Consider the following 13285-nt stretch of genomic DNA (forward strand, 5'->3'; position numbering starts at 1 on the left):
CCATATACCTTCAATCCCAAGCTTTAAATGCATGATGGCATTTTCTAATGTTTTTCTGCCGCTGATATCGGATGCTACATATCTTTCATATGAAAATGTTCGTTCAGTTCCTCTTCCTGAGAGAAAGTGTCTATATGCACCTAATCCATCGATTAAGTCTGGTCTTAATGCTTCAGCACCTAAAACGATATATTCCCATTTTATTCTTTGTAGAACATCAATATTGGTGTATTTCTCTTTAGGATCGTAAGTAAAACCATTGTCATGTTTTATTTTAGGTTTTATCTTAGTGTTTTTCTTATATTTGTAATAATCTAAAAAATATTTACCCTCAAATGACAATTGTTTCGGGATATCGTCAATAGTAAATCCGAGCCTAACGAGTTCATTGTCTACTCGTCCTTTTTGTGTATTTCCAGAATAGTTTGGTCTTCCATGTTTGTAAGCAAGTTTTGTCACATCTTTTAAATTCTTATAAGGAGCATTCATTAGCTAAACTCTGCCGATTGTTAACATTGTAGACACATGCTAGCAGGTTGATAAAGTTGAGGTGTAATGACTGAATTCTCGATCAAATAAATTGGAGGTAAGGCGTATTTGTATTGAATGAATAATGTTTATTCACTATGGGATGGTGTGATGAATGTCATAAAATTCAAAGGCCATAGATGTTAACTATAGGTGGTGAAGTTAATGATTTATTGTAAAGTGAAATGCTTTTAGCAAAAGGGATGCTTTCGCATCCCTTTATGGTTTTTACAGTAATGAAATTACTTGTGAACAGTGCTTATTAGCAGCCTGCTGCACCAAGCTCTTTCCATACACCCCACTGGCCCGTTGTGCCAGGCTCTTGGTTTTGTGTCCACCACTTAGCAGAGTACTCTTTGCCATTGTGAGAAACGACATCACCAGAGGTGTAAATAACGCCTGCTTTGTATGCGTTTGGACATTCAACCACTGGGGCATCGCCCAGAACAACAACAGATGCGCTTGCGCTGTCAGACAGTTCACCGTCAGAAACAGTCACTGAGAACGTCAGTGTCATATCTGCTGGGTAGCTACCTGCTGTGAACATCAGGCTTGAACCGCTTTGTGTCGCCTGAACGCCCGCTGGAATGTTCCACGTGTACGTTAGCGTGTCGTTATCTGCATCGCTTGAACCGCTTGCGTCAACAACAACCACATCACCTGCGTTTGCAGTTGCTGGTGCAGTGATTGCTGCAACAGGTGCGGTGTTTGTTGGGCCAGTGTTACCTTCAGCTTGCGCTGTTACGACAACAGTATCAACCGCGGTTGCACCTTTGTTGTCTGTTACCGTTAGTGAGAACACAAACGTGGTATCAACAGCGACGGTTGGAATGTTTGCAGACGGAGAAACGGTGTTCGCGCCAGTCAGTGATACAGAAGGACCCGATGTTTGTGTCCAGGTGTAAGCCACGATTTGACCATCAACATCTTTTGATGCTGAACCGTCAAGAGTAACAACACCGGCTGCCGTTACAGCAACATCTGCGCCTGCATTCGCAACAGGGGCTTTGTTTGCTGGTGGCGGCGGTGGTGGCGCATCACCGGCGAGTGAATCTTGCATTGCATTCAGGATATCACCGTTATCGGCATCGATTTCCCAAGCAAACAGACCTGCAAAGTTGTTTTGACGAACGTAAGCACCTTTCGCCATCACAGAGCGTTTGTCATCATAAGTGATAAGATCACCGTTTGCAGGATTCCACACCCATGGTGCTTCTGCTTGAGCATCGTAACCTTTCACAACGCCAGATTTGTTGATGTAGTCAGTCACGATATCTTTATAATCGATAACGCCCGCTTCCCACGAACCTGCAACCTTGCCGTTACCTACGCCCGTCATTGGGTTTGTTGGATCAGACATGCTTGCTTCTGTTACGCCAGTCCAACCACGGCCGTACATCGCTGCACCGATAACCATCTTCTCTGGTGGAACGCCTTTAGCAAGCAATAGCTCGACACCGTTTTTCGTGGTGTAAGCAGGGCCTTTACGTGGTTTACCTTCAGCATCCACACCTTTACCCGCACACTCGTCAGCGGTCATGTGGCTGCCACAATCAAGCGCCGCTTGGTGACCAACAACGTTGTTCCAACCACCGTAGTAGTCGTACGTCATCGCGAAGATGTAATCCATGTACGGAACAGCATCGATGTAGTTTACGTCTTCGATCTTGTCGTAGCCCACACCCACAGCAGAGGTCAGTTCATAGGTACGGCCAGTTTCAGCAGAAAGCGTATCTAGCATCGCGCGAAGTTCTTGCATAAGAACCGCATAGGTATCGCCATCTTTTGATGGGTCGCCTAGGTTAGGGTTTGCGCCTGAACCGCCTGGGTATTCCCAGTCAATATCAACACCGTCGTAGAATTTCCACGTTTGAAGGAAACGCTTAACCGATGCGACAAACTTGTCACGCTTGGCTTTGTCACCGAACTCGTAGAATGGGTCAGACAGTGTCCAGCCACCGATTGAAGGCAGGATTTTCAGATCAGGGTAACGCTGTTTAAGCGCCATGATCTGGCCGTAAGTCCCTTTGTAAGACGAAGAGTGGCTTTGACCTGATTGCGCGTGTGGCATTTGTACTGCCGCCCACGGGTCGTGAATAACCACTTCAAAGTCATCCATACCTGCACAAGCACGGTTCAGCGCCGCTAAAGGACCATCATCAAGAGAAGGGTTGTTGCCACAAATTGGCACGAAACCATAAATGATGTGCGTCAGGTTTTGCGCTGGGATTTTGTCTACTGGGAAWTTACGGCCGTAAACACCCCACTCAACAAAGTATGCACCGACAACGGTGTTTGCTGGTGTTACGTAAGTTTTGTTGTTTGGATCGACATTCATTGGTAGCGGGTCTAGGTGGCTACCGTCTGTATCTGCAACAACGATTGGCTTAGGTGCACTTTGCGTACAAGCTTGCGCTGCACCTGTGCCGCTACACAGTTCTACAACCATGTCATATTTGCCGCCTTTGGCAACTTGCAAGATCGTCGATTCTTTTTGGCTCGCTGATGGTGATACTGACGCTTCATGTGCAACTTCACCATTCAGTAATACGCGCCATGTGTCACCCGGTTGGCCAGACCAACGATCCCAAGTCACTGGGACTTCAGCGTATGGCTTGACGACAACCAAATCCTTATAAGCGGTTGCTGCGTCGTTTACTTCGATAATGGAAAAGTTTGTTTCCATCCATGAAATGATAGGGGCGCCCGGTGCAGCCATAACAGGTACTGATGTTGCGCCTGCTAGTGTGGCTGCAATGAGCCCACCAAGAAAAGTCCGTTTGTTCATCTAAATTCCCTCGAAATTGATTGCGAGTTTGATGGTTTTGTTATGTCGATACGAGTTGTTCGTTATCAACTATGTTCCATACTTGGTAATTCCGGCAATCAAGGCAAAGCGAAAGGGAAAGAATTAGAGGTGCGGAAGAGAAAAAATAACAATCGCGTTACATTGCGGGCATTTTTTGAACCCACCTATCACGAAAAACCACAAAAAACGGCGACGTTTGTCATCATTTGTTTGTTTGCTGGATTGTAGGATGAATGATTATTGGATGGATTGCGCGACATAAGAGAGTGGGATGTCGTGCTACCCATCATGGAAAAATGCAGTATATTGATGCTTGGGAAGCGATAGTGTTCAGTGATAAACTCCGCGCTCATTTATTCTTTCCTCAATTATTGAGCGGCGATACATCAAATGATTATCTTAACAACCAATCTTGGCGACATCGAAATTGAACTGAACATGGACTTGGCGCCTGTGACGTGTAAAAACTTTTTGCAGTACTGCCAGGATGGGTTTTATGAAGGCACGGTTTTTCACCGTGTGATTCAGGGCTTCATGATTCAAGGTGGTGGCCACACGGCTGATATGACAGAAAAGCCGACCCGTGATCCGATTGTGAATGAAGCCAATCGCGGTTTGAAGAACATGACCGGTACCATTGCCATGGCGCGTACAGATGCCCCGCATTCGGCTACGGCACAGTTTTTCATTAACCTTGCGAATAACAGTTTTCTTGACCATACGGAAACAACGAATCAAGGCTGGGGTTACACCGTATTTGGTCAGGTGACTGCCGGCATGGATGTGGTAAAAGCGATCGCTAAGGTGCGAACCGGTAAGAAACGCGGTGGCCATGAAGATGTACCTAAAAAAACCATCACCATTGAAAAGGTAACCATCAAGTAATCACACTTGATTGGGTAGAGAAGAGAGTGTCACGGCTTGGGATAGCGTGACACGCTTAATTTAGGTGGGTATGTTTCATCTTTATTGTCTTTTCTCCTTCTGCTACATACTTTACTCGCTTACTCGCTTACTCGCTTACTCGCTTATTACGCAACACATGCACCGTGTGGTGTTTGCTGCGGGTATCTGACCATGCCAATATCGTGGCGTAATAATGCTTAATCACGACCCAATAGAGGCTCGCAGATAAAAAGACAGCTAGTGCGATTGGGGATGAGTGCATGTTACTAGAAGGTAACATAAGTACAATATTGAGAAGGCTCGCCCCTAAACAGACCGCAAGAATGGGGTAATAGCTGAGCTGAAAAAAATGCCGATAATGGAAAAATAGCTGAAAAGTGAGTTGCTTAACGGGAGTTAGCCATAATCTGTTCATCAGAAAATCCTCTTATCGTCCTGATAACATCAAATTAACACCTGCCTTGCGTTGTGAATACATAGTCTGATCACACTTTTATCGTTGAACGTCCTTTGTTTATATAACTTATATATCTGTCACTATTATGGTGCTGGTGCTGGTGCTGGTGCTGGTGCTGGTGCTGGTGCTGGTGCTGGTGGCTTGCTGGTCGTGTGACTGAGCGGGTTCGGGCAGCGCGATTCAGTCAGTGCTAAAACAGCCTCTTGTTGTTCTGGGGAGTGATGAATGTCCGGATACCGAGTACGTACTTTTTCCATACACAGCTTTGCTGCGCTAATGACGTTCATCATGTCGTCTTGCGAGTCGGTTATTCGAGACAAACTGCCACTGTCTTTTGCCTCCTTGAGTGTCGCCTGAATGGCTTGTACTTGCTGGTAAGGTTCTTTCAGACATTGGCAAATGTCTTCGGCAGCTTGCTCTGTCAATGTAGGGGCTGCCACCGTATCGTTATGAATGAAAAACATCAATAAAATAGCCAAATGATAAGCCATAATTTTTATCTTTTGCTGACATCGACTGCTATGAGTATAGCCACCTTGTCGTGAGTCACGACATATCAAACAAAGGTATAAACAACGGTGTTAATATAACGAATGGCTTTATATGCATGTGTGTTTTGCTTGAGGTCTCATTTTACTGAAAACAAATCAGTCACTTAGATTCATCGCTATCCGTACGTTCATTCGCAGACAAGAACAGCGGATCCGCTATTTATGCTTGCCGACGGCAGGGTTGGACGAATAACCGCCACTGTATATTTTTTGGGACAAGTGTCATTTCTGCACCGCCTATACTGGTAAAGTTAAAAATAACCAGCAAGACACTTTCACGATGTAGATAAGAAGAAGAGAAGGTGGTAACAAATTTTTGGGGGCATTATGTCATTGTCTTTAAAGCAGGTGACAACCGTGACATCGGTTGTGTGCCTGATGGCGTCATTACCTGTTGCGCATGCAGGGGATGCCGCCGAGAGTACATTGAGTGGTAGACTCTCCGCTGAAATGGATGCCGCGGTATCAGAGTTAAAAGGCATCGCCAGCCATGTGCGGGGTGATAAAATAGATCGCAAAGTTCGCGCGAAAATGGGGCGTTACTCCACCGCCGGATTGCGGGGAAAAGCAATAAAAGAACGCACCTCCATTAAGCGAACCGTTCGACAGCCGGGCTATTTACCCGGTGCATTGCCCGTACAAAATGCGGTTTCGACACAGGCTGGTGGCGCGGGCGTTACGCACAGCAACGTCCTCGGCGGCTATATGCGGGTTGATACGACCACATTGAAGGACAATGCAAATCAAGCCGGTAATGAGCAAGAATACAGTGGCTATTCACTGACGCTGGGCGGGGATTACTTATTCCGCGAGCATTATCTGTTTGGGCTTACTTTAGGTCTTCCTTTCTATCAATCGTTTAACGCAACTAACGATACTGAAATTGATGGATTAGTGGCGTCGGGCTATTTCAGTTATTTCCGTGATGCCTGGTATATCGACTTTACGGCCAGTTATGCCGTGATGGACACGGACATTGAACGGCAAGTAACACTCTATACCGACTCGGTGATTAATAACGCCAATGAAGCTGATTCGGATATTTGGGTGTTTTCCGTTGGAACCGGGTATGTCTTTAAATACGATTACCTGAATGTGGCACTGGAAAGCAGTGTGCAGCATACCTTGTCTGATACCGACCGTTATTCAGAGCGGTTGTCGATGACCAATTCAAACTATCTGATCTCCAAAATTGATAACGTGGATGCGTTGGAATCAACCATGCTGATTTCAGGCGTCAGTGTGTCGCATCCGTTACGTACACCTTTTGGGATGTTCCAGCCTTATGCCAAAGGGTATGTGCATTATGATATTGCCAGTGGTAATGAGCGGGTGATCTCTCAATTGAAATCCAACCATTCGGGTAGCATCCTGCCTATCGTGGTCGATTCGGATGACAACTTTTATGGCCGTATGCACCTTGGGATTTCCGGCGCGTTTAATCAAGATTGGTACGGGTATGCGGAAGCCAGCAGTTTAATCGGGCATGATGACTTGTCTGCCTACACCTTGTCTGTCGGGGTCAGCATTGCATTAGATTAACGAGGTTGAACGCACCATCAGTGAAAATAAACGCATTGTTCATCTTTGGTTCATTTTCGTTGGCATACACTACAAACAATGAAAACAAAGATGAATGAAAGGTCAGCTATGAAAAACATGATTGCTAGTGTAATTGCACTTGTATTGGGTTTCTTTACCGTTACATTCGCTGCCGTGATGGGCTTATTTATCGGACTGGGCGCATTGATCGCCAAGCCGTTCATCAAAAGAAAACTCAATGCCGCGTACGAGCAAGCGATGCAGCAGCAAGGGTTCAATACACACGCTTATGAAGGCACTGGTTCACCGCAAGGGTCAACCATTGATGGTGAATACGAAGATATTAGCCATCGTAACACCGCCAAAACCGGTAGCCACCGTTTGGCATAACCGTTCATGCTTAAACGGAAATACATGAAAAACGAATAAAAAAACGCCAGCATGATTGCTGGCGTTTTGCGTTTGTATGAACGATTAAATCTTAAACTTATTCACTTCAATGTTCAGATGCTGGGTTATGCCATTTAGATCTTCCGCAAGTATCTGCGTTTCTCTCGCATCGACGGACAGTTGCTCCGACACATCGTTAACCGCTTGCGTATTACGGCTGATCTCTTCTGACACCGCACGTTGTTCTTCCGCCGCGCTGGAAATGTGTGTCGCCATATCTGAAATGTGCTGAATAGACGCCGTGATTTGCTCAAGCGCAAGGGTGGCATTGTTGGCTTCTTCGACACTGCCTGTCGCCATCTCTTGGCTTTGTTGCATCGTGGTCACGGCGGTGTGCGTGTTGCGCTGCAAGGTTTCAATCATTGAACGAATTTCAACGGTTGAACTGTGCGTGCGTTGCGATAACACGCGCACTTCATCGGCCACCACAGCAAAGCCTCGGCCTTGTTCACCGGCGCGTGCCGCTTCAATGGCGGCATTCAGTGCCAGCAAGTTAGTCTGCTCAGCAATCCCTTGAATGGTTGACAAGATGGCATTGATTTCTTGTGCATTGTTCTCCAGTTCTTGAATGATGCTGGCTGCATTTTCCACATGGAGAGCCAGTTGAGTGATCGATGCTTGGTTGCGGCTGATCACCGCTTTACCTTCGTTGCAGTTGGTGTGTGATGCAATCGCCGCACTGGCGGTACCTTCCGCATGGCTGGCAACATCTTGTGCCGTGGCAGACATCTCATGCACCGCGGTCGCGATTTGTGAAATTTCCCCGAGCTGAAGCTGCAAAGCTTGGCTGTTTTGTTCTGCCATGGCGTGGCTGCTACGGGCTTGTTCCGCCAATTTGACGGTAGAACCAGCAATCCCCGAGACGGATTGATGCAGTTTCTCAATAAAGGCATTCACATGCCCGCCTAAACGGCCAATTTCATCGTCTTGCGGGAAATCAAGACGGCGAGTGAGATCGCCATTGCCTTGAGACAGATCTTGCATCGCATCCGATAACTGCTCGAGCGGTTTCAGGGCGCGTCCGACGAAGAAGAGCGCGGCACCAATCACAACGGCGACTTGGAAAAGGGTGCCGATCAGCGCATCAAACAGGGCTGCATCCACTTGTTCAAAGGCCTTCGCTTTATCAAGAACCAAGGCAAAGTACCATTGAGTGCCAGGCACTTGGTCGATTTGCACCAAACTTTCCATGCCACTGATGGTCATGGTGGTAAGGCGATCATGACGGCTCATCGTCTGAATCGTGCTGGTGGTCAGGGTATCGTTGATGTTGGTGGCTGGCTTGAGTGTCAGTGAAGCATTAGGGTGAGCGATAATTTCACCTTCTGCGTCAATGAGCATCGCAAACATACCGTCTTGGTTTAATGCCAACACATCCGTGACCAAGGTATCAATAGAGACATCCGCGGCAATCACCCCTTGGTTGTGTGTCGCACTAAAGGGACGCGCCAGCGTGACCACTAATTGGTTAGACGATGCATCAATATACGGCGAGGTAATAATGGTACGATTTTCTGCCTTGGCTTTTTGGTACCAAGGACGCTCACGCGCATCATAATCGTCAGGGAAAGAGATTTGCTTACTGAGAATGACATCGCCAGAATGCAGGCCCACGTACACCAAATCGAATTCACCGGCGTGCATGGTTTGCGCCAATGCATCAATGGGCGCAGCTTGATGATCAAACGCTGGGATCACGGATTGGGTGATCATCGCTTTGTTCTCTAACCAATGGCTGATATTGGCTAACGCAGCGTTGTTTAATGAGGCAACGAGGCGTTGCGTAGATTGTTCGGCATCTGCAGTTAATCGATCACTGGCCAGCCATGTTTGTATGGCTGAAATCACGAGAATGATACAAGCAAATGTGAGGCAGAGTTTGTGTTTCATAGAAAAATTCACTGCATTTCCTTTACTTAGCAATGGCAGGGGGAGGCACGTTCAAACCCTGTCGTGGAGTATGCTTTTATCGGCATGCATGCTGTTTTCTACTGTAAAATGTTGATAAACAATAACCATGTGTGATCTTGATCACTTAAGTATGCACATGTAAATCGAGAATGCTGTCGTATTGTCCCAAATTATCATTATTTTATGCTGTTGATCGTGTGCTTATTGGTGGTAATAGGTATTGAGGCAAGAGAGAAACCGTTCAATATCGTCGAACTTGGCATTTAGACGGTATCGGTTAGCGTTGTCACGTAATTCAAAATGCCCTTGGTCGGTGGCCATTAATCCAGAAAGCACATCGAAGGCTTGTTTGCCGCTTGTTCCCCCTAACATTACCAGACGGGAAACGGTGTGTTTCGTCCCGTTATTGCGCCAATTGACTGTGAACACTTCAATGGGTTGCCCTGCGCGGTAGTAGGCAATATTTTCAAATCCTGTCGGGTGAGAAATGGCGGTTTTTATCGCGACATACCGTTGGCGGTACAGGTTATCCGTAATAAAGGCGACTTGCAGGTTGGGCGTGAATATCGCATCAGCATCTTTCACAAGGTGAAACAGATCCAGCCGGCATTGTTTTTCACTGCTGACCACTAAACTGGTTGGGTGGAGTGCATTGTTGACAGAATCGCTTGAAGCGGGTTGGTTTGCTTGTGCAAGGTATGATACGCCCCATAGCGCAATGACAGACAAACCATGACGAACAAAGCGAAATGGGCTTGTGTGAATGGTGGGGGATTGGGAATGAAAAGGCATGGTGACAATCACCTCTCGATCAGACAGAACCTCGTCAATCATAGGTTCTGTTGTCGCTAACCGACTGTCTCAAATCAACAACAAGGTGTCCACAGACGGCCTTTTCCTATCACAACTTATGGTTTATATGTTTTGGCTTTCACCATGCGGCGGTACTGCGTAGGTGTGATCGCGAACTGTTTCTGAAAGCGGGTAGAAAAATGATAGGCATCTTTATAGCCCACTTGTTCTGCGACGTCTTGCACGGACATCCCGACATCCCTCAGCAGTTGTTGCGCGGCTTCTAATCGCAAACGGAGCAAATATTGGTGCGGGGTTTGCCCGACTTGATCGCTGAATTTTCGATTGAAACTGCGCAAGGGCAGGCCGCAGTGATCCGCCACACTTTGTGCGGTGATTGAATGCGACAAGTTGCGCTTCATCCATTCCTGCGCCAGTGCTATCGACTCATCGAATTGTAACTGCCCGCCGATTTGATAAAACGGCTGTTGGTTGGTTTTTGATATTTCGTGGCCGAAATGGGTTTCGATGGTATTGGCAATACTCTGCCCGAAATGCTGCGCAATCAGGTACAGGATCATTTCAGATTGTGAGTTGATGCTGGTGGTGCAAAACAGGTTATTAGCCGCGGTAATTGATGCTTGCCGGTTAAGGGTAATATTCGGGTAGCGTGCGGTGAAATTGTCGTAATAGTACCAATGCGTCGTGGCGACCTGATGATCTAGCAGGCCAGTTTCCGCCAGCCACAACACGCCCGTGCCTGTCGCCACTAATTTTGCCCCTTTTTGATGCTGTTTTATTAGCCAGGGGATAATGTTGGCAGAACGGCGGATTGATTGCAGCGGGTTACCCCACATCGGCGGCAAGATCACGACATCAAACGGTTGATCGTCATCGTAGGTAATATCGGGCTGTAAGCGAAGGCCCGCTGTGACTTTGGTCGGTGCTAATTTGGGCGCAATGAGTTTGATGCTAAACGGTGTTTGGCGCTGTTCAGTACGAGAACGCAGGCTGGCGGCACTCGATAGCATTTCTGCTGCCAGTGAAATACCGGTGATCAGTGCGCGTTCATAGAGGAGGAATCCCACATTCATCGTGATGACTTCGTTATATTGGCGTGAATGGCAGTCATAATGGCATAAATGCCAGATGAATGAACAGTGTAAATCGGTAATCTATAGGGGTTAAGGAATTTAAGTGGGTTTTATAATGATGAAGTTACCTTTGATTGTCGGATTTGGCGGTATGAATGCAGCGGGGCGAAGCTCCGGTTTTCACAGCTATAAGCGTATGGTAGCGGATGTGTTGTCAGATGCGGAAATGGCGTCAACGTGGCAAGATTTGAGTCGACGTATGGGGTTATCCGATTCCGATGCCGTCAATGGAGATATCATTGCGGCGATCAAAGCCGGTACATTAGTCCGTCGAATCGAATCGTTTGATCCGGATAATCTGCTTTATCAATATAAAGCGACACTGCAAAGCAATGAAGCGATTACGTTCACGTTGCGCAAATCGAAGTTGCCCACCAAGATCCCCGAGAACTGGCAGGTCGAAGAGCTGGGCAGTAAAGTGACCATTACGGTAACGGGAGAATTGGGCGCATTGCTTGAAGATCGCGTTGCGTTCCCCGTAACGAGCGGTGGCAATATTCCTAGCGGCTTTGATCCGAGTAAGTTATACCAATCTCGTTTCCATCCGCGCGGCTTAACCTTGACGGTGTACGGAGCGTCTGATGCCTTGAATTCCTTGGGCATGGATTGGGAGGCCATTCTTGAGCATATTGAACCGGATCAAGTGTCAGTCTATGCGGGCAGTGCGTTGGCTCAGGTTGATGAATATTCGTTGTCAGGTATGTTGGCTGCGCCACTGACGGGCGGACGTGTCAGCTCTAAAATGATGGCGTTGTCATTGGCTGAAATGCCTGCCGATTTCATTAATGGTTATGTGATAAACAGTATCGGCACAACAGGCACCAATATGGGCGCATGTGCGACGTTCTTGTATAACCTGCGCCAAGGGATGAATGATATTCAGCAAGGCCATTCTCGCGTGGCGATTGTCGGTAATGCAGAAGCCCCAGTGGTTGCAGACATCATGGAAGGTTTCCGTGTGATGGGTGCGCTGGCAGAAGATGCACAGCTAAAAGCCCTTGATGGCAGTGAGGAGGTTGATAACCGCCGAGCTTGTCGTCCGTTCGCTGAAAATGCCGGTTTTACCATGGCAGAAGCGGCACAGTTTGTTGTGTTGATGGATGATGAATTGGCGTTAACGCTGGGCGCTAATATTTACGGTTCTGTGGCGGATGTTTTTATTAATGCAGACGCGAACAAGAAATCCATTTCTGCCCCAGGCGTCGGTAACTACGTGACAGTGGCGAAAGCCACGGCATTGGCAAAGGCAATTCTTGGGCCGGAAGGGGTAAAACAAACGTATGTACAAGCACACGGTACGGGTACCCCTCAAAACCGCGTGACAGAAAGCCATATTTTAAATGAAGTGGCTAAAACGTTTGAGATTGATCATTGGCCAGTTGCCGCGATCAAATCGTATGTGGGCCATTCCATGAGTTGTGCGCCGGGGGATCAGTTAGTTGCTTCTCTGGGTGTGTGGCAATACGGTTGGATCCCGGGGATCCCAACAATCGATGCGATTGCTGATGATGTGCATCAATCCCACCTGAATATTCTGACCGAACACTTACATGTCGGTGAGAAAGGGGAAGGGATGAAAGCCGTTATTTTGAATGCAAAAGGCTTTGGCGGCAATAACGCCTCTGGCTTGGTGTTATCACCACAGCAAACCATGGCCATGCTGGCGAACAAACACGGCGAGCAAACAATGGCAGACTATCAGCAGAAACACCGGGTTGTTGCTGCACACACTGAAGCGAACGATCGGGCAGCATGTCGCGGCGAAGAAGTGATTCGTTATCACTTTGGCGAGAGTGTGATGAATGATCAATCAGTGACAATGTCACAAGATGGCATCCAATTGTCTCAGTTCAGTCATGCTATCCCCTTGAATTTTGATAATCCATACAGTGATTATTGTTAAAAACCTGCGCCTCTCGGCATAATGGCAAAATGAACGGCAGCGTGAAAACGTTGCCGTTTTTTTGTCCTATATTCAAAGTAATAACACAGGATGGAATCTGAGTTCAGGGGAGGCACTGGAATGGCAAACATCATGTTGTTGGCGAACCTCAATTGTGATCGCGTATTAGCGTTAGAGGAACCGTTAGAAGCGGGTGGACGGCATCATTACCAAGATCTTGGTCGTCGGCTGGGGGGCGGTGGCGCGAACACGGGGCTGGGCTTAGTGTGGGCGGGTCACCAT

General features: G+C 47.4%; 11 protein-coding genes. 4 read left to right on the plus strand and 7 right to left on the minus strand.

Annotated elements, in window-relative coordinates; translation table 11 throughout:
• Together L4C36_RS22215 and L4C36_RS22220 are read right to left on the minus strand one after the other, a co-directional pair.
• Positions 1-489: hypothetical protein (locus L4C36_RS22215; protein ID WP_428479958.1), on the minus strand; the 489-nt coding region annotated here is incomplete at its 3' end.
• Positions 490-790: 301 nt separating this feature from the next.
• Positions 791-3316, minus strand: a complete 2526-nt coding sequence (locus L4C36_RS22220) for a glycosyl hydrolase family 18 protein (protein WP_428479959.1) — start codon at positions 3314-3316, stop codon at positions 791-793.
• Positions 3317-3727: 411 nt separating this feature from the next.
• On the opposite strand from L4C36_RS22220, the gene L4C36_RS22225 reads away from it, so the two are divergent.
• Positions 3728-4222: a peptidylprolyl isomerase gene (locus L4C36_RS22225; protein WP_428479960.1), complete on the plus strand. Its 495-nt coding sequence runs from the start codon at positions 3728-3730 to the stop codon at positions 4220-4222.
• A gap of 127 nt (positions 4223-4349) precedes the next feature.
• On the opposite strand, the gene L4C36_RS22230 is transcribed toward L4C36_RS22225, so the two are convergent.
• Both L4C36_RS22230 and L4C36_RS22235 read right to left on the minus strand, forming a co-directional pair.
• On the minus strand, positions 4350-4658 hold the full coding sequence (locus tag L4C36_RS22230) for a hypothetical protein (protein WP_428479961.1): 309 nt from the start codon (positions 4656-4658) through the stop codon (positions 4350-4352).
• 125 nt (positions 4659-4783) lie between these two features.
• On the minus strand, positions 4784-5191 hold the full coding sequence (locus L4C36_RS22235; protein ID WP_428479962.1) for a hypothetical protein: 408 nt from the start codon (positions 5189-5191) through the stop codon (positions 4784-4786).
• A 387-nt stretch (positions 5192-5578) separates the two neighbouring features.
• Between L4C36_RS22235 and L4C36_RS22240 the strand changes: the two genes are divergently transcribed.
• Positions 5579-6793 carry an autotransporter domain-containing protein gene (locus L4C36_RS22240; protein ID WP_428479963.1) on the plus strand — a complete coding sequence of 405 codons (1215 nt, stop codon included), beginning with the start codon at positions 5579-5581 and terminating at the stop codon, positions 6791-6793.
• Between the two features lie 108 nt (positions 6794-6901).
• Positions 6902-7183 (plus strand): hypothetical protein, encoded by a 282-nt coding sequence (locus L4C36_RS22245; protein ID WP_428479964.1) that lies wholly within the window; start codon positions 6902-6904, stop codon positions 7181-7183.
• A gap of 84 nt (positions 7184-7267) precedes the next feature.
• Here L4C36_RS22245 and L4C36_RS22250 read toward each other — a convergent pair whose 3' ends face one another.
• The 3 genes from L4C36_RS22250 to L4C36_RS22260 all read right to left on the minus strand — a co-directional run bounded on the left by L4C36_RS22250 (position 7268) and on the right by L4C36_RS22260 (position 11040).
• Positions 7268-9133 carry a methyl-accepting chemotaxis protein gene (locus L4C36_RS22250; protein ID WP_428479965.1) on the minus strand — a complete coding sequence of 622 codons (1866 nt, stop codon included), beginning with the start codon at positions 9131-9133 and terminating at the stop codon, positions 7268-7270.
• Positions 9134-9355: 222 nt separating this feature from the next.
• The gene (locus L4C36_RS22255) at positions 9356-9988 is read right to left on the minus strand and encodes a hypothetical protein (protein ID WP_428479966.1); all 633 of its coding nucleotides are present in this window, start codon (positions 9986-9988) and stop codon (positions 9356-9358) included.
• A gap of 74 nt (positions 9989-10062) precedes the next feature.
• On the minus strand, positions 10063-11040 hold the full coding sequence (locus L4C36_RS22260) for a GlxA family transcriptional regulator (RefSeq protein WP_428479967.1): 978 nt from the start codon (positions 11038-11040) through the stop codon (positions 10063-10065).
• Between the two features lie 115 nt (positions 11041-11155).
• Between L4C36_RS22260 and L4C36_RS22265 the strand changes: the two genes are divergently transcribed.
• On the plus strand, positions 11156-13003 hold the full coding sequence (locus tag L4C36_RS22265) for a beta-ketoacyl synthase (RefSeq protein ID WP_428479968.1): 1848 nt from the start codon (positions 11156-11158) through the stop codon (positions 13001-13003).
• The last annotated feature ends 282 nt before the right edge of the window (positions 13004-13285 follow it).

It is taken from the genome of Photobacterium japonica, assembly GCF_050337005.1.
GTDB lineage: Bacteria > Pseudomonadota > Gammaproteobacteria > Enterobacterales > Vibrionaceae > Photobacterium > Photobacterium japonica.